Below are 16,209 nucleotides of genomic sequence, written 5' to 3'. Positions count from 1 at the left end.
GAGGTGTCGTACGGGCCCTGCCGTTCAGTCAGCTACTGCCGGCGATCCGGTCAGCCGTTGCGCTTCCAGCGCGGCTTGTCGTCCCGGCGGCCGAACGAGCCGGAGCTCGAACCGGCGCCACCGCGGTGGTCGTCGCGGCGGCCGTACGGGCGGTCGCCGCCGCCGCCGGCGCGGAAGCCGGACGACGGGCGGTCGTCACGGCGGTCGCGGTTGAACGGACGGTCGCTGCCACGGTGGCCGGACGGACGGTCGCCGCCGGCGCCGGCGCGGAAGCCGGACGACGGGCGGTCGTCACGACGCTCGAAGGGACGGCCGCCACGGTCGTCACGGTTGAAGCCGCCACGGTCGTTGTCACGGCGCTCGTCACGGCGGAACCCGCCACGGTCGTCACGACGCTCGAAGGGACGGCCACCACGGTCGTCACGACGCTCGAAGGAGCGGCCACCACGGTCGTCACGGTTGAAGCCGCCACGGTCGTTGTCACGGCGCTCGTCACGGCGGAACCCGCCACGGTCGTCACGACGCTCGAAGGGACGGCCACCACGGTCGTCACGGTTGAAGCCACCGCGGTCGCGGTTGAAGCCGCCACGGTCGTTGTCACGGCGCTCGAAGCCACGGTCACGGTTGAAGCCACCGCGGTCGCCGTCCCGGCGCTCCCGGCGCTCGAAGTTGCCGCGGTCGTCCCGGCGGTCGTACGACGGACGCTCGTCACGGGACTCGCGCACCTCGCGGGCGGCGGGCTGCTCCGGCACGGAGACCTCCGCGGCGACCTCGGCCACAGCGGCCTCCGCCACCTCGGCGACCGCCGCCTCCGGGTCCTCGCCCCGCTCGCGCGCGGCACGGGCCACCAGACGGTCGGCCTCCTCGCGCAGCTCGGCTGCGCGGCGCTGCGCGCGCTCCAGCTCCTTGGTGAGCTGGGCGGCCTCGCGCTCGGCCTGCTTGGCCGCGTTGTTCGCGGAGTCGGCCTGGACCTCGGTCAGCGAACGGGCGCCGGTGATCTCGGCGACCTCCGGCTCGAACGCGCCGGCGCCGCCGACGATGTGGCGCGAGGCGTCGACACCCGCGTCCTCCATGAGGCGGAAGATCTGGCGGCGCTGGTGCGGCAGCGAGAGGGAGACGACGACACCGGACTTGCCGGCCCGGGCCGTACGGCCCGAGCGGTGCAGGTAGTCCTTGTGGTCACCGGCCGGGTCCACGTTCAGGACCAGGTCGATGCCGTCGACGTGGATACCGCGGGCGGCGACGTCGGTCGCGACGAGCGCGTTGACGTAGCCGTCCTTGAAGTCGGCCAGCGTGCGGGTGCGGGCGCCCTGGGTCATGCCGCCGTGCAGCGCGTCGGCCTTCACGCCGGAGTCGCGCAGCTGCTCCGCGATGCGGTCGGCGCCCAGCTGGGTGCGCACGAAGATGATGGTGCGGCCCTTGCGGGCGGCGATGGCGGCCGTGACCGGCGCCTTGTCCTTCGGCTTCACGACGAGCACGTGGTGCGTCATGGTCGTGACGTTGCCCTGCGCGCTGTCGACCTCGTGGGTGACGGGGTTCGTCAGGTAGCGCTTGACCAGCGTGCTGATCTCGTTCTCCATCGTGGCGGAGAAGAGCATCCGCTGGCCGCCGCCGGGGATCTGGTCGAGCAGCTCGGTGACCTCGGGCAGGAAGCCCAGGTCGGACATCTGGTCGGCCTCGTCGAGGACGGCGACCTGGACGTTCTCGAGGGAGCAGGCGCCGCGGTTGATGATGTCCCGCAGACGGCCCGGGGTGGCGACGAGGACGTCGACGCCACGCTCCAGGGCGTAGATCTGGTTGCCCATGGACGTACCGCCGCAGACGACCTTCATCTTCAGGCCGAGCACGTCGCCGTACGGCTGGAGCGCGTCCGCGACCTGCATCGCGAGCTCACGCGTCGGGGTGAGGATGATCGCGCGCGGCTTCTTCTTCTCCGTGCGGCCGCCGGCCAGCGTGGCCAGGGTCGGCAGACCGAAGGAGAGGGTCTTGCCGGAGCCGGTGCGGCCGCGGCCGAGGATGTCCTTGCCGGCCAGGGCGTCCGGAATGGTCGCGGCCTGGATCGGGAAGGGCGTGGTCACGCCGTTCTGGGCGAGCTTGCGGACGACACCCTCGGGGAGGCCGAGGTCCGCGAAGGTGACCTCGGGAGCAGCGTCGGTGACAGCCTCTACGGCTTCGACCGTCTCGGTGACGATCTCCGCGTTCTCGGGCATGACGGCGTGATCAGTACTGAAATTGGACATGCGAAATGCGAAACCTTCCGGAGTCTCGGCACGCGCCCAAACTCCGTGAATTCGCAATTCGACCGCCTCAATGCGGTCAGCCACGGCTAGGGAGTAACGCGCCACGCGGCGCTCTTCTGTGTCGGCGCCGGGCAATGGGATCAAACGATCTACCACCATACGCACTCCCCCCGGGTCAAGGCAAACCCGATCGGAGTGAGCCCCGTTACACCGGCCCCATCTGCGGCGAAGCCACCGGCTGCGTCTGCATGCCCGGTACCTGCACCACCCGCATCGCCCCGGCATGCACCTCGGGCGCGGACGAGGCGGACGGCTGAACGGTCGGGCCGTCCGGCGGCGGGCTGGGACTCGCCGGGGGCTCGGGCGGCGCATCGGACGGCGGAACAGGCGGCTCCGGTACGGACGGGGAGCTGCCGTCGCGCGTCTGCGTCGGCTTCGCCGGGGCTTGCGGCCGCGGCCCGCCCGCCGAGGCCTTGGGCGTGACGCTCGCGGACCCGCTCGGGCTGGGCGAGGCATTCTTGTCGTCCTTGCCGTCCCCGTCCGAGTCCCTCATGCCCCCGCGGACCTGCTGTCCGCCCGGCAGCCTGCCCGGGCCGTCCGGCTCGGCGCCGGCACCCGGCCGCTCGGCCGACGTGCTCGGGGCAGGCTTCCCGCCCTCCTCGTCGCTCACGCTCATGCAGCCGGCCGAGGCCAGGACGGCCAGCACGGCGGCGGTCCTGACGGCCGATCGGCCACATGCTGACAACTGGCGCACGGGGGTACCTCCGAGGCAGAAGACACAAGTCTCCCTGCCCAACTCCCGGCACCCCGCCAGGGACACGCCCGAAATCCCGCCCCCACCGCGCGGCGGGACGGCCCGCCACGGACGCCGGCGCCTGACCTGCCAGGTCACCCGTTCAGGGCACGTCCCCACACTTCGCCGGCGAAGACCGCCCCGAAACCGACGAGCAGCGAGCCGCCCGCATTCGCCACCGCCAGGAACGTCCGTCCGGACCCGGCCAGCCGCAGAGTCTCGTACGAGAACGTGGAGTACGTCGTCAGCGCCCCGCACAGCCCGGTCCCCAGCAGCGCGAACACCCCCGACGACACCGACGCGCCGGCCAGCACCCCGAGCACCAGACTCCCCGACACATTGACCACGAACGTCCCCCACGGGAACACCGACGCGTGGCGCGCCTGCACCGCACGGTCCGTCAGATAGCGCAGCGGAGCGCCGATTGCGGCCCCCGCGATCACCAGCAGCCAGCTCACCTCAGCGCAGCCCTCGTTCCCGCCGCCGCCGACCACACGGCGAGCAGCGCTCCCCCGACCGTCCCTCCGGCGTACGCGAGCGCGAGGCCGGCCCGCCCGTGCTCCAGGAGCGTCGAGAAATCGAGGGCGTACGTCGAGAACGTCGTGAACCCGCCGAGCACACCGACCCCGAGGAACGGCCGCACCAGCGGGTGGGCCCACCTGCCGCCGCGCTCGGTGACCAGCACCATGAGCACGCCGATCAGCGCGCATCCCAGCACGTTGACCCCGAGCACCGTCCACGGGAACGAGCCGTCCGGCACCGGCCACAGCAGCTGGGCCCCGTACCGCGCCGAGGCTCCTGCCGCGCCGCCGGCCGAGATCGCTGCGAGCACCGCCCACTTGTGCGCCCCGGCGGTCTCCGCGCGCTGTGCCGCCACATGCAGATCGACATCCGGATCGACCGCATCCGCGGCCTCCGCAGCGCCGGCCGCCTCAGAACTCACCCGTAACCCAGTGCGTGCAGGCGCTCGTCGTCGATCCCGAAGTGATGCGCGATCTCGTGCACGACAGTAATCTCGGTCTCCGCGACAACGTCCTCACGGGTCTCGCACATCCGCAGCGTCGGCCCCCGGTAGATGGTGATCCGGTCCGGCAGCACCCCCGCGTACCACTCACCGCGGTCGGTCAGCGGAGTCCCTTCGTAGAGCCCGAGCAGCTCGGGGTCGTCGACGGCCGGCTCGTCCTCCACGAACACCGCGACGTTGTCCATCAGCCGCGTCAGCTCCGGCGGGATCCTGTCGAGGGCCTCGGCGACCAGTTCCTCGAACTCCTCGCGCGTCATCTCCAGCACGTGGCCATTGTCACGTACGCCGTGCGGCCGGTCGCCCCGGCATGGCCGCCTGCCCGACTGGGCATACGGGACCAATGGCACGCGAAGCCCCGGAAACGCCCTCCATGCTCCGTCCGATCCGCGCCGTGCTCACCCGTCTGCGGCCCGCCCGCGCCGCGGACGCCGCCGCCCCCCTCGCGCGTCCCCCGCACCCCTGGGCACGGGGCCTCGGACTGGTCGCGGTCGTCCTGCTCGGCGCCTGGCTCGGACTGCTCGTCGTCGGCAACGTCCGTACGCCCGTGGGGCCGATGGACACGACGATGACCCTGCGCCCGTCCCTGTCCGGCGGCACGAAGATCAACGTCTCGCCGCTGGGCGCCCTGGAACTCGACTCGCACGTCGCCCCCATCCGCCTCGACGTCGACGTCGACCGGCTCGACCCGGTCCGCTCCCAGGCGTTCGTCGAACGCCCCGAGCTCCTGTCCGGCCTCCAGGACGAGGTCACCCACGACGTACGCGAAGGAACCGCCGAACTCGCCGGGCGCTCCTGCGTGGCCGTCGTCTCCGGCGCGACCGCCCTCGGCCTCGCCGTCTACCGCCGCCCGCGCCGCGCCCTCGCGGCCGGCGGGCTCGCGCTCGCCCTCCTCGCGGCATCCGGCATCAGCGCGTACGCCACCTGGAACCCGAAGTCCGTCCTGGAACCGAAGTTCTCCGGCCTGCTCGCCGGCGCCCCCTCGGTCGTCGGCAACGCCCGTTCCATCGTCACCGAATTCGACGTCTACCAGCAGGAGTTGGCCCGCCTGGTCACCAACGTCACCAAGCTGTACGAGGCGACCTCGACACTGCCCACCTATCAGCCGGACCCCGGCACTCTGCGGGTGCTGCACGTCTCCGACATCCACCTCAACCCGGCGGCCTGGCACATCATCGGCTCGCTCGTGAAGCAGTACCGCATCGACGTGATCATCGACTCCGGCGACACCATGGACCACGGGTCCTCCGCCGAGAACAGCTTCCTCGACCCGATCCCAGAGCTCGGTGCGCCCTACGTCTGGGTCCGCGGCAACCATGACTCCCGTACCACCCAGGACTATCTGGAAGACCTCGACAACGTGCATGTCCTCGACGAGGGCAGGGCCGTCACGGTCGCGGGACTGCGCATCGCCGGCAGCGGCGACCCGCAGTTCACCCCGGACCGCTCCGTCGTCGCCGCGGGCGACCCGGCCGAACAGATGACGGGCATCCGCCTCGCCTCCGCCCTGCGCGACCAGGAACGCGCCGGCACCCCCGTGGACATCGCGGTCGCCCACAACCCGGTCGCGGCCCGCAAGACCGACGGCACGGTCCCCCTCGTCCTGGCAGGTCACATCCACCAGACCCGGACGGAGCTGATGAAGTACGGCACCCGTCTCAAGATCGAGGGCTCGACGGGCGGCGGTGGTCTGCGTGCGGTCCAGAACGAGCAGCCGGAGAAGATCCGCGCGTCGGTGCTCTATCTGGACCGTTCGACACGTCGGCTGCAAGCATGGGACGAGATCAAGCTGGGCGGACTCGGTCTGACGACGGCCGAGGTCAGCCGTCATGTGGCGGAGGAGAACCAGCCGGAGCCCTCGCCCTCGCCGAGCACGCCGACCCCCTCGCCGACAGCGTCTTTCCGGGGGACGGCGCCCGGCCCTCCAAAAGCGTTTTGGCGATAGCTCCCCGCATCCCATATGCTTCTCACGTCCCCGACGCGCTGCAAAGCGCCCAGGTGGGCCCTTAGCCCTCATCGTCTAGTGGCCCAGGACGCCGCCCTTTCAAGGCGGTAGCACGGGTTCGAATCCCGTTGGGGGCACGCTTTACCGTGTGCGAGACTTGGTCTCGCACATTGCTTGGTCCTGTGGAGCAGTTTGGAGTGCTCGCCACCCTGTCAAGGTGGAGGCCGCGGGTTCAAATCCCGTCAGGACCGCTGGAGCTCGTCAGAGCTTCGTGGCTGGGTAGCTCAGTTGGTACGAGCGATCGCCTGAAAAGCGATAGGTCGCCGGTTCGACCCCGGCCCCAGCCACCACCGAAGGCCCCGATCCCCTGGATCGGGGCCTTCGCCGTTTTCCGGCGGACATCCCAGGGGCCCGGTCGCAGGGACCGGACCCGGCCCTGGTTCCCTACGGCTGCTCCCGTCGCGCCGCGCGGCGCCCCCGTACCCCCAGGAAGACGGCCACCACTGCCCCCAGTGCCACCACCAGAACCAGCAGTGCCCAGTCCGGGACCGAGCGCCCGACGGCCGCGGCCCATTGCTCCGCGGCGAACGAGTCGTCGGCCGAGAGCAGGCCCGGCAGGGCCGTCGTGCCGTCGAAGGCCAGGAAGAGTGTGCCGAGAAGGATGAAGAACAGGCCCGACGCCAGCGTCGTCGTATGCGCCCGGATCCGGCCCAGTCGCACCTCGCGCCCGCGCAGCCAGCCGCGGCTGCCCAGGTCGAAGCGGTCCCACAGCAGGGCCAGCACGAACAGCGGCACCGCCATGCCCAGGGCGTAGACGGCGAGCAGCAGGACCCCGTAGACGGGGCTGCCGCTCACCGCCGCCACGGTCAGCACGCCGCCGAGGATCGGGCCCGCGCAGAAGCCCGCGAGGCCGTAGACCAGGCCCAGGGCGTACACGGACAGGGCGGTGGTCGGGCGGATCCGGCCGGACACCGCGACGATCCGGCGGGATGCGAAGCCCATCTGGAGGATCTGCGCCACGCCGAGTGCGACGATCAGCCAGCCGCCGGCCGGGACCAGCAGGTCACGGTGACCGTAGAACAGCCGTCCGGCGAACGACCCGGCCGCTCCCAGCGGGACCAGGGTGGTGGCCAGGCCTGCATAGAAGATCCCGGTCCGGGCCAGCAGTCGGCCCGTCGAGTCGATGGAGTACGCGAAGAACGCCGGGAGCAGCAGCGCGCTGCACGGGCTGATCAGGGCGAGCAGGCCGCCGAGGAACGCCGCCAGATAGCCGATGTCACTCACCGCTCAGCCTTCGCGGCCTCTTTGTCCGCCGCCTTCTTCGCCGCTTCGATGGCCGCGGTGAACGTCTCCAGCGGCTGCGCCCCGGCGATCGGCTGCCCGTTGACCAGGAAAGTCGGTGTGGAAGCCGCGCCGAATTCATAGCCCTCGGCCTGGTCGTCGGCCACCGCCTTCCGTGCCGCGGCGCTGTCCCTCTCACGGTCGAAGCGGTCGAGGTCCTTGACGCCCGCGGCGCGCGCCAGCGCCGTCAGCCGGTCCTCGCCGAAGCCTTTCTCCTTCGCCCCGTCCGCGAACGCCGCGGCGTGGAACTGCCAGAAACGCCCCTGCCGCCCGGCGGCCCAGGCCGCGCGCGCCGCCGCTTCCGACTCCTCGCCGAAGATCGGGAAGTTGCGCCATTCGATGCGCAGAGTGCCGTCCTCGACGTACTTCTTCTGCAGCTCGGGCTCGGTGTCACGGGCGAACGTGCCGCAGTAGCCGCACTGGAAGTCCGCGTACTCGATCATCACGACCGGTGCGTCCGCGCGGCCGGCGGCAAGCGGGTCACGGGCGTCGCGGCGGGCGAGTTTCCCGAGCTTCGGATCCGCGCCGGTCCGCGGGTCCGCCGATGCCTCGGCCAGGGACGCGGGCCCGGTGAACGGCGCGTCCGGCTTGGTCGCGGTGTACGAGGCGTAGCCGAGCAGCAGCGCGGCCGCGGCGACGCCCGCCCCTATCGCGATCGGTGTGCGGGACGAGGAGGTGGACGACGACGGCATGGGTGCGGTGCTCCTGAGCGAGGGCCATGAAAGTGATCGCGAGGGTGGGGGCACGCTGCTGCGGGCCCGGGCGGACGGCCTACACGCGCAGGACGGACAGCTCCCGGGGCGCGTCGGCGGGCGCTGCGGTCGAGGGGACCGGGAGAGCGGCCACGAACGCCGGCGGCAGGCCCGGCAGCGGTGCCGCAGCCACCGGAATCCGGTGCGGTAGGTCGCGGCCGAGCAGCATGGACGTGCGTTCCCTTCGCGGGGAGGTGATCGGATCTGATCCATACTGCACCAGCTTGCGGACGAAATGGGTTCGCCAGTGCTTTCCACGGGGTGCGATCCTGGACCCCGTATGTCTACTTCCTTCGCCGACCTCCAGACCCTGCTGGCCGGGGCGTCGCTGCGCGACGCACACCGGCTCGGCCGCCGTCTCGAGGGCGCCCGCCGCATCCGTAAGCCCGACGCGCGGCAGGCCGTGCTGGACGAGATCGCCGCCGAGGCCGAGAAGTCCGCTGCCCGCACCGCGCAGCGGAGCGCGCGGGTGCCCGGGATCTCGTACCCCGAGCAGCTGCCGGTCAGCCAGCGGAAGGACGAGATCGCCGAGGCGATACGGGACCACCAGGTCGTGATCGTCGCGGGCGAGACCGGGTCGGGAAAGACGACCCAGATCCCCAAGATCTGCCTGGAGCTGGGGCGCGGCGTGCGGGGCATGATCGGCCATACGCAGCCGAGGCGGATCGCCGCCCGTACCGTCGCCGAACGGGTCGCGGAGGAGCTGCGCACCCCGCTCGGCGAGGCGGTCGGCTGGAAGGTCCGCTTCACCGACCAGGTCGGCGGCGACACCTTCGTCAAGCTGATGACGGACGGCATCCTGCTCGCCGAGATCCAGACGGACCGCGAGCTGCGCGCGTACGACACGATCATCATCGACGAGGCCCATGAGCGGTCCCTGAACATCGACTTCCTGCTCGGCTATCTCGCGCAGCTGCTGCCCCGGCGTCCCGACCTCAAGGTCGTGATCACTTCCGCGACGATCGATCCCGAGCGCTTCTCCCGCCACTTCGGCGACGCGCCCATCGTCGAGGTCAGCGGCCGTACGTATCCCGTCGAAGTACGCTACCGCCCCCTCCTGGAAGAGGGCTCCGAGGCTGTTGACGATCAAGAGGGCGACCGCGACCAGATCACCGCGATCTGCGATGCCGTCGAGGAACTGCAGAGTGAGGGCAAGGGCGACATCCTCGTCTTCCTCTCCGGCGAGCGCGAGATCCGCGACACCGCGGACGCGCTCAACAAGAAGCAGTACCGCTTCACGGAGGTCCTTCCCCTCTACGCCCGCCTGTCGCACGCCGAGCAGCACCGTGTCTTCCAGCCGCACGTGGGCCGCCGGATCGTGCTCGCCACGAACGTCGCCGAGACGTCCCTGACCGTCCCCGGCATCAAGTACGTGATCGATCCGGGCACCGCCCGTATCTCGCGCTACAGCCACCGCACCAAGGTCCAGCGCCTGCCCATCGAGCCGGTCAGCCAGGCCAGCGCCAACCAGCGCAAGGGCCGCTGCGGCCGTACGTCCGACGGCATCTGCATCCGCCTCTACTCCGAGGACGACTTCAACGCCCGCCCCGAGTTCACGGACGCGGAGATCCTGCGCACGAACCTGGCGTCCGTCATCCTGCAGATGACCGCGGCGGGCCTCGGCGACATCGAGAAGTTCCCCTTCATCGACCCGCCGGATCACCGCAACATCCGCGACGGAGTCCAGCTCCTGCAGGAACTGGGCGCGTTCGACCCCGCCCAGAAGGACCCGCGCAAGCAGCTCACGCAGCTCGGCCGCAAGCTCTCCCAGCTGCCGGTGGACCCGCGACTGGCCCGCATGGTCGTCGAGGCGGACAAGAACGGCTGCGTCCGCGAGGTCATGGTGATCGCGGCCGCGCTGTCCATCCAGGACCCGCGCGAGCGCCCCGCCGACAAACAGGCGCAGGCCGACCAGATGCATGCCCGGTTCAAGGACGAGACGAGCGACTTCCTCGCCTTCCTCAACCTCTGGCGGTACGTCCGCGAGCAGCAGAAGGAGCGCGGCTCGTCCAGCTTCCGCCGGATGTGCAAGCAGGAGTACCTGAACTTCCTGCGCATCCGCGAATGGCAGGACATCTACTCGCAGCTGCGTACGGTCGCCAAGCAGATGGGCATCCACCTCAACGAGGACGACGCGCCCGAGCAGCACGTCCACATCTCGCTGCTCGCCGGCCTCCTCTCCCACGTCGGGATGAAGGACATCAAGGAGGGCGCGAAGAACGAGTACCTGGGCGCCCGCAACGCGAAGTTCGCCGTCTTCCCAGGCTCGGCGCTGTTCAAGAAGCCGCCCCGCTTCGTCATGTCGGCCGAGCTCGTCGAGACGTCCCGCCTCTGGGCCCGGGTCAACGCCAGGATCGAGCCCGAGTGGATCGAGCCGCTCGCCGGGCACCTGCTCAAGCGCACGTACAGCGAGCCTCACTGGGAGAAGGACCAGGCGGCGGTGATGGCCTACGAGAAGGTCACGCTGTACGGCGTCCCGATCATCGCCCAGCGCAAGGTGAACTACGGCCGGATCGACCCGGAGACGAGCCGCGAGCTGTTCATCCGCAACGCGCTCGTCGAGGGCGACTGGCGCACGCACCACAAGTTCTTCGCGGACAACCGCAAACTCCTCACCGAGGTCGAGGAGCTGGAGCACCGCGCCCGACGCCGCGACATCCTCGTGGACGACGAGACGCTCTTCGACTTCTACGACCAGCGGGTGCCCGAACATGTCGTGTCCGGCGCCCACTTCGACTCCTGGTGGAAACACAAGCGCCGTGAGCAGCCCGAACTGCTCGACTTCGAGCGCGAGATGCTCATCAACGAGAAGGCCGGGTCGGTCACCAAGGACGACTATCCGGACTCGTGGCGGCAGGGCCCGCTGAAGTTCCGGGTGACGTACCAGTTCGAGCCGGGCGCGGACGCCGACGGCGTCACCGTGCACATCCCCCTCCAGGTGCTGAACCAAGTGACGGACGAGGGCTTCGACTGGCAGATTCCGGGCCTGCGCGAGGACGTGGTCATCGAGCTGATCCGCTCCCTGCCGAAGCCGATCCGCCGCCATTACGTACCGGCGCCGAACTACGCGAAGGCGTTCCTGGAGCGGGCGGCGTCCCCGGAGGGGCGCAGTCAGGCACAGCCTCCGCAGGAGCCCCTTCCCGCGACGCTGGCGCGCGAGCTGCAGCGCATGGTGGGCGTGCCGGTCACGGCCGGCGACTTCGACCTGTCCAAGGTGCCCGACCACCTCAAGATCACGTTCAGGATCGTCGACGAGCGCCGCAGGAATCTCGCCGAGGACAAGAACCTCGAGGCGCTGAAGCTCCAGCTGAAGCCCAAGGCGCGCCAGGCCCTGTCCAAGGCCGCGGCGGCCGCCGCGTCCGGCCCCTCGGGGCAGTCCCTGGAGCGCTCGGGCCTCACGGACTGGACGGTCGGCACGCTGACGAAGGTCTTCGAGACCCGCCGGGCGGGCCAGCCGGTCAAGGCGTACCCGGCCCTGGTCGACCAGGGCGAGTCCGTCGCCGTACGGCTCTTCGACACCGAGGCCGAGCAGACACAGGCCATGTGGCAGGGCACGCGTCGGCTGATCATGCTCAACATTCCGGTGAACCCGGCGAAGTTCGCCTCGGACAAGCTGACCAACCAGCAGAAACTGGCGCTCTCCCGTAATCCGCACGGCTCCATCCAGGCGCTGTTCGAGGACTGCGCCACGGCGGCGGCGGACCGGCTGATCGCGGACCACGGCGGGCCGGTCTGGGACGAGGAGTCCTTCCGGAAGCTGTACGACAAGGTCCGTGCCGACCTTGTCGACCTGACCGTGCGCACCGTCGACCGGGTCCAGCAGATCCTGGCGGCCTGGCAGGCCTGTGAGCGCCGTCTCAAGGCCACGAACAGCCTGGTCCTGGTCAACAACGTCCAGGACGTACGCGAGCAGCTGGCGGCCCTCATGCCGGCCGGCTTCGTCACGCGTACGGGCCTGCGCCGTCTGCCGGACCTGATGCGCTACCTGGTCGCCGTGGACCGCCGCCTGCAGCAGATGCCGACGGCCGTGCAGCGGGACACCACGCGCATGGAGAAGGTCCACGAGATGCAGGACGAGTACGCGTGGCTGCTGGAGCAGATGCCGCAGGGACGCCCTGTGCCGCAGGAGGTCCTGGACATCCGCTGGATGATCGAGGAGCTGCGCGTGAGCTACTTCGCCCACGCGCTGGGCACCGCGCACCCCGTCTCCGACAAGCGGATCGTGAAGGCGATCGACGCGGCGGCACCGTAAAACGAGCGTCACCACGTATGAGTTCGACCAGACCCGCTGACCTGCTGTACAGTCTCTCTCGCAGCCAACGCAGAGTCCGGCTGCGAAACCTGGTCCTGTGGAGCAGTTTGGAGTGCTCGCCACCCTGTCAAGGTGGAGGCCGCGGGTTCAAATCCCGTCAGGACCGCACTGGGTACGAAGGCCCGCGTCATCACGACGCGGGCCTTCGTCGTTCCCGTGCCCCAAGGCCGCGCCCCGGCCGTCTTGACGGCGTCACCTGCCACCGGTACCCAGTCACTAGAGGACGGCACACACCCGGAGGTGACGTGCATGGCGGCGTCCACGGCGAGGCGGTACGAAACCCGAGCGCTGTTGCGCGCCCATCTGGCTGCCGCGTCCGGCTATCGCCATCTGACGCGCAGCTGTCCCATCTGCCATCGGCTCATGCGCCTGGCCCTGGAGCGGCCCGATCAGGAGCCGGCCACCGAGGACGAGAGCCCCGCGGAGGGGTGACCAACACCCGTTCGGAAGCCGCTTTTTCCGGGCCGTACCCGGCTTTGGCAAGAGTCGGGCACCGTGACGGGAGTCACTGAAGGGGTTTTCGAAACGGGTGAACTTACCCCCTCCCTACAACGGGCCAATTTAATATGTGCCATTGCACCGCCTGTCGAGTGCGCCCCACCAGCCCCTCGAGCCCCACCGGCACCCCCGCCGACGGCCGGTCGGGCACCGCTTTCCTCCCCGTCCCGGGGCACAAAAAAATCGCGCTGGACCCGGCGGAGTCCAGCGCGATCAAAGACGAAGGTCTGTTGGGGCAGACACGCGCCTATGGAGCTATTAGGTGGGCTTGTCCGGGATGGGGGTCCCGAAAATGCCCGATCAGCGGGGTGTTCAGGCCTCGCTGCGCTGCTGCGGGATACCCGCGAGCAGTGCGCGGACCTCAGCCTCGCGGTACCGGCGATGCCCACCGAGCGTGCGGATGGACGTGAGCTTGCCTGCCTTGGCCCAGCGCGTGACCGTCTTCGGGTCCACGCGGAACATCGTGGCAACCTCAGCCGGGGTCAGCAGCGGCTCGGCATCAGGGGTGCGAGCGGTCATGAGCGGCCTCCTCGGGAGAACCGAAGCTTCTCGGTTCATTCCTCTAAATTCTGCACCTTGACCCGCGTTGCCCGATATGGCGGACGCGGGTCGAGTCGGTTATAGGACGAACGGCTTGTCCTCGGCACTACAACTACACCATCTGTCCAGCCACGTCGGCCAAACCGATGGAATTGCCCTCTCAGGTGCTCATCAGTGGCGGAAGCCCGATGGACCGTGCCATAACGGACAGTCACCCCACAGTGACGATCAGTTATAGAGCGATCAGGAGTCCGCAGGACCCCCCATAGAGTGCAATGCTGAGTATTCCGCCCTTAGTTGGACAGAGGGAGCCTTCCCCGGACTCCTTGTCCTATTTTGACACGAGGGTGGGCGATGGGCGCAAGGGCGCGGTTAGTGCCGTCCGTCACGCTTGGACCCATAGGCCCGGATCGGCACCTACCTCCTCGCGCGAGGAAGCTGTGACGCGGCGCACACTCCGTCGGTCCGCACTTCAGTTCGCGAACTGACGGTCCCTGACGGACCGCCAGCGATCCGTCAGCCGCCCGTACGCGGCCGACGCACCCTCACTGTCACCGGCCCGCAGGGCCGCGATGCCGTCCGCCACGTCCGCCGCCGAACGGTCGTCGGCAAGCTGCTCCCCCGGCAGGGCGTGAACCAGCCCGCCGTAGTCCAGCTCCACCAGTGAGCGCGGATGGAACTCCTCCAGCCACCGACCCACATCCACCAGCGCCTCGGTCAGCGGCCCCTCGTCGATCGTCTCCCGCAGCGTCTTCAGCGCCCGGGCCATCCGCCGGCGGGCCTCCACCATCGGGGTGCGGTAGCGCAGCACCGGGACCTCCTGGGCCGCCTCGTACTCACGCTCCTCGTCGGCGAAGAGCACGAACCAGCCCACCGGCACCTGCCACACCGCCGTGCGGATCCAGGGCCGGGCGTCGGGGTTCTCCTCGCGCCACTGCTCGTAGTCCGCGGCCGCCTGGCCCCGGACCACCGGCGGCAAGGCCGCGTCCAGCAGCATGGCGGGCAGCCGGCGGGTCAGCTCCTCGAGCGCCAGCCAGCCGCGCAGCCTGGTCCGCCACGGGCAGACGCACAGCACCCCGTCCACCCGGGTCACGAACGCGTCTGCGCTCTCGTGGACGGGCACCGGAACCGGCGGGGTGGGCAGCAAGTCGGCGAGCGAGCGGCGCAGTTCGTCCTGGGCGGTGGGGGTGGCGTCCCGGCGGGCGTAACGTGCCCAGTGGGTCCGTTCGGGCTCGGGAAACGCCGCAAGCGGCTCATAGATCCGCAGATAAGCCGCGTAAGGGACAAGAACCGAGGACAGCGCTGGCATCCCGCAAATCCTTCCACGGCCGTACTCCGGGAGAGGGTGATCCTCGGCACTGCGTCGGATCTACGCACGCGTAGGACTTACTCTCTTGCCCAACTGGGCTTCCTTGGATTTTCCCCTGCCACAAGCGATGGGGACACCCCGGGGAAGACCTCTGTCCGCCGCTTCGTACTTGGGAGTCACCACCGTGACCGATGTGACCGACGGCGTCCTGCACACCCTGTTCCGATCGGACCAGGGCGGCCACGAGCAAGTCGTGCTGTGCCAGGACCGCGCCAGTGGCCTGAAGGCCGTCATCGCACTCCACTCGACCGCCCTGGGCCCCGCCCTCGGCGGCACCCGCTTCTACCCGTACGCGTCCGAGGAAGAGGCCGTCTCCGACGCGCTGAACCTCTCCCGGGGCATGTCGTACAAGAACGCTCTGGCCGGACTCGACCACGGCGGCGGCAAGGCCGTGATCATCGGTGACCCCGAGCGGATCAAGACCGAGGAGCTGCTGCTGGCCTACGGCCGTTTCGTGGACTCTCTCGGGGGCCGCTATGTGACCGCCTGCGACGTCGGCACCTATGTGGCCGACATGGACGTCGTGGCCCGTGAGACCCGCTGGGCGACCGGCCGCTCCCCCGAGAACGGCGGCGCGGGCGACTCGTCCGTGCTCACCGCGTACGGCGTCTTCCAGGGCATGCGGGCCTCGACCCAGCACCTGTGGGGCAGCCCCACGCTTCAGGGCCGCAAGGTCGGCATCGCGGGTGTCGGCAAGGTCGGCCACCACTTGGTCGAGCACCTGCTGGACGACGGCGCCGAGGTCGTGATCACCGACGTGCGCGAGGAGTCCGTGCGCCGGATCCGTGACAAGCACCCGCAGGTCACGGCCGTCGCGGACACCGCCACCCTGATCCGCACCGAGGGCCTGGACGTCTACGCGCCGTGCGCACTGGGCGGCGCCCTCAACGATGCGACCGTCCCCGTCCTCACGGCGGCGGTGGTGTGCGGCGCGGCCAACAACCAGCTCGCGCACCCGGGTGTCGAGAAGGACATCGCGGACCGCGGAATCCTCTACGCCCCCGACTACGTGGTGAACGCCGGCGGCGTGATCCAGGTGGCCGACGAGCTGCATGGGTTCGACTTCGACCGGTGCAAGGCGAAGGCGGCCAAGATCTTCGATACCACGCTGGCGATATTCGCACGTGCAAAGGAAGACGGCATTCCGCCGGCCGCCGCGGCCGACCGGATCGCCGAGCAGCGCATGGCGGAGGCAGGCAGGCGCTGACCTGCGCAGGGGCCGGCCCGCCGCCCGGGGGAGACAAGACTCACCACCGGTCGGCGGGTCGGCCGCCAGGAAGAGGTTAAAATCGCAGTTGACCAGCGAGGACAGGGCTCCTCGAGGGTTCTGCGAAGTGGCACGTGATGCGGGCGGCGTACCGTATGGCCGCGGAAGCAGGTACCGTTGAAGCCCTACGG

14 protein-coding genes and 4 tRNA genes are annotated in these 16,209 nt (G+C 70.0%); 8 read left to right on the top strand and 10 right to left on the bottom strand.

Annotated elements, in window-relative coordinates:
* Positions 1 to 50: 50 nt before the first annotated feature.
* The 5 genes from OHS70_RS19310 to OHS70_RS19290 all read right to left on the bottom strand — a co-directional run bounded on the left by OHS70_RS19310 (position 51) and on the right by OHS70_RS19290 (position 4,323).
* Positions 51 to 2,240 (bottom strand): DEAD/DEAH box helicase, encoded by a 2,190-nt coding sequence (locus tag OHS70_RS19310; RefSeq protein ID WP_328399038.1) that lies wholly within the window; start codon positions 2,238 to 2,240, stop codon positions 51 to 53.
* Between the two features lie 205 nt (positions 2,241 to 2,445).
* On the bottom strand, positions 2,446 to 2,946 hold the full coding sequence (locus OHS70_RS19305; protein ID WP_328399037.1) for a hypothetical protein: 501 nt from the start codon (positions 2,944 to 2,946) through the stop codon (positions 2,446 to 2,448).
* Between the two features lie 182 nt (positions 2,947 to 3,128).
* Positions 3,129 to 3,491 carry a fluoride efflux transporter FluC gene (locus OHS70_RS19300; RefSeq protein WP_328399036.1) on the bottom strand — a complete coding sequence of 121 codons (363 nt, stop codon included), beginning with the start codon at positions 3,489 to 3,491 and terminating at the stop codon, positions 3,129 to 3,131.
* Positions 3,488 to 3,976: a fluoride efflux transporter FluC gene (locus tag OHS70_RS19295; RefSeq protein ID WP_328399035.1), complete on the bottom strand. Its 489-nt coding sequence runs from the start codon at positions 3,974 to 3,976 to the stop codon at positions 3,488 to 3,490. The genes OHS70_RS19300 and OHS70_RS19295 overlap by 4 nt, the downstream gene beginning before the upstream one ends.
* The gene (locus tag OHS70_RS19290) at positions 3,973 to 4,323 is read right to left on the bottom strand and encodes a metallopeptidase family protein (protein WP_328399034.1); all 351 of its coding nucleotides are present in this window, start codon (positions 4,321 to 4,323) and stop codon (positions 3,973 to 3,975) included. Before OHS70_RS19290 ends, OHS70_RS19295 begins: the two co-directional genes overlap by 4 nt.
* A gap of 104 nt (positions 4,324 to 4,427) precedes the next feature.
* Here OHS70_RS19290 and OHS70_RS19285 point away from each other — a divergent pair, with 104 nt between their 5' ends.
* The 4 genes from OHS70_RS19285 to OHS70_RS19270 all read left to right on the top strand — a co-directional run bounded on the left by OHS70_RS19285 (position 4,428) and on the right by OHS70_RS19270 (position 6,349).
* Entirely contained in the window at positions 4,428 to 5,999 is a 1,572-nt protein-coding gene (locus OHS70_RS19285; RefSeq protein ID WP_328399033.1) for a metallophosphoesterase family protein, read from the top strand.
* A gap of 64 nt (positions 6,000 to 6,063) precedes the next feature.
* A tRNA-Glu gene (locus OHS70_RS19280) sits at positions 6,064 to 6,136 on the top strand.
* A 39-nt stretch (positions 6,137 to 6,175) separates the two neighbouring features.
* Positions 6,176 to 6,250 (top strand) — tRNA-Asp (locus OHS70_RS19275).
* Positions 6,251 to 6,272: 22 nt separating this feature from the next.
* Positions 6,273 to 6,349, top strand: a tRNA-Phe gene (locus OHS70_RS19270).
* Between the two features lie 94 nt (positions 6,350 to 6,443).
* Here the strand turns inward: OHS70_RS19270 and OHS70_RS19265 are convergent.
* The 3 genes from OHS70_RS19265 to OHS70_RS19255 all read right to left on the bottom strand — a co-directional run bounded on the left by OHS70_RS19265 (position 6,444) and on the right by OHS70_RS19255 (position 8,261).
* Positions 6,444 to 7,283 (bottom strand): cytochrome c biogenesis CcdA family protein, encoded by an 840-nt coding sequence (locus OHS70_RS19265; RefSeq protein ID WP_328399032.1) that lies wholly within the window; start codon positions 7,281 to 7,283, stop codon positions 6,444 to 6,446.
* A complete protein-coding gene (locus OHS70_RS19260) occupies positions 7,280 to 8,032 on the bottom strand; it encodes a DsbA family protein (RefSeq protein WP_328399031.1) in 753 nt (250 codons plus the stop codon). Before OHS70_RS19260 ends, OHS70_RS19265 begins: the two co-directional genes overlap by 4 nt.
* Before the next feature lie 79 nt (positions 8,033 to 8,111).
* Positions 8,112 to 8,261 carry a hypothetical protein gene (locus OHS70_RS19255; protein ID WP_328399030.1) on the bottom strand — a complete coding sequence of 50 codons (150 nt, stop codon included), beginning with the start codon at positions 8,259 to 8,261 and terminating at the stop codon, positions 8,112 to 8,114.
* A gap of 111 nt (positions 8,262 to 8,372) precedes the next feature.
* On the opposite strand from OHS70_RS19255, the gene hrpA reads away from it, so the two are divergent.
* The 3 genes from hrpA (at position 8,373) to OHS70_RS19240 (ending at position 12,836) form a co-directional block, all read left to right on the top strand.
* Positions 8,373 to 12,344, top strand: coding sequence for an ATP-dependent RNA helicase HrpA (hrpA, locus tag OHS70_RS19250; protein ID WP_328399029.1), 3,972 nt, complete (start codon positions 8,373 to 8,375; stop codon positions 12,342 to 12,344).
* A 91-nt stretch (positions 12,345 to 12,435) separates the two neighbouring features.
* Positions 12,436 to 12,510: transfer RNA gene (locus tag OHS70_RS19245), tRNA-Asp, on the top strand.
* 143 nt (positions 12,511 to 12,653) lie between these two features.
* Complete coding sequence (locus OHS70_RS19240; protein WP_328399028.1) at positions 12,654 to 12,836, top strand: DUF6274 family protein; 183 nt, start codon at positions 12,654 to 12,656, stop codon at positions 12,834 to 12,836.
* A 378-nt stretch (positions 12,837 to 13,214) separates the two neighbouring features.
* On the opposite strand, the gene bldC is transcribed toward OHS70_RS19240, so the two are convergent.
* On the bottom strand, positions 13,215 to 13,421 hold the full coding sequence (gene bldC / locus OHS70_RS19235; RefSeq protein WP_003949541.1) for a developmental transcriptional regulator BldC: 207 nt from the start codon (positions 13,419 to 13,421) through the stop codon (positions 13,215 to 13,217).
* A gap of 493 nt (positions 13,422 to 13,914) precedes the next feature.
* A complete protein-coding gene (locus OHS70_RS19230) occupies positions 13,915 to 14,751 on the bottom strand; it encodes a hypothetical protein (RefSeq protein WP_328399027.1) in 837 nt (278 codons plus the stop codon).
* Between the two features lie 184 nt (positions 14,752 to 14,935).
* Between OHS70_RS19230 and OHS70_RS19225 the strand changes: the two genes are divergently transcribed.
* Positions 14,936 to 16,018, top strand: a complete 1,083-nt coding sequence (locus OHS70_RS19225; RefSeq protein ID WP_328399026.1) for a Leu/Phe/Val dehydrogenase — start codon at positions 14,936 to 14,938, stop codon at positions 16,016 to 16,018.
* Positions 16,019 to 16,209 lie beyond the last annotated feature (191 nt).

It is taken from the genome of Streptomyces sp. NBC_00390, from assembly GCF_036057275.1.
Lineage (GTDB): Bacteria > Actinomycetota > Actinomycetes > Streptomycetales > Streptomycetaceae > Streptomyces.
The sequence above is the reverse complement of the archived record's forward strand: the minus strand, read 5'-3'. Positions and strand labels throughout refer to the sequence as shown.

Excerpts from the sequence above, each read along its gene's own strand:
- OHS70_RS19230 (WP_328399027.1), bottom strand. The coding sequence starts at position 14,751 with ATGCCAGCGCTGTCCTCGGTTCTTGTCCCTTACGCGGCTTATCTGCGG.
- OHS70_RS19310 (WP_328399038.1), bottom strand. The coding sequence starts at position 2,240 with ATGTCCAATTTCAGTACTGATCACGCCGTCATGCCCGAGAACGCGGAG.
- OHS70_RS19260 (WP_328399031.1), bottom strand. The coding sequence starts at position 8,032 with ATGCCGTCGTCGTCCACCTCCTCGTCCCGCACACCGATCGCGATAGGG.
- OHS70_RS19255 (WP_328399030.1), bottom strand. The coding sequence starts at position 8,261 with ATGCTGCTCGGCCGCGACCTACCGCACCGGATTCCGGTGGCTGCGGCA.
- OHS70_RS19285 (WP_328399033.1), top strand. The coding sequence starts at position 4,428 with ATGCTCCGTCCGATCCGCGCCGTGCTCACCCGTCTGCGGCCCGCCCGC.
- bldC (WP_003949541.1), bottom strand. The coding sequence starts at position 13,421 with ATGACCGCTCGCACCCCTGATGCCGAGCCGCTGCTGACCCCGGCTGAG.
- hrpA (WP_328399029.1), top strand. The coding sequence starts at position 8,373 with ATGTCTACTTCCTTCGCCGACCTCCAGACCCTGCTGGCCGGGGCGTCG.
- OHS70_RS19240 (WP_328399028.1), top strand. The coding sequence starts at position 12,654 with ATGGCGGCGTCCACGGCGAGGCGGTACGAAACCCGAGCGCTGTTGCGC.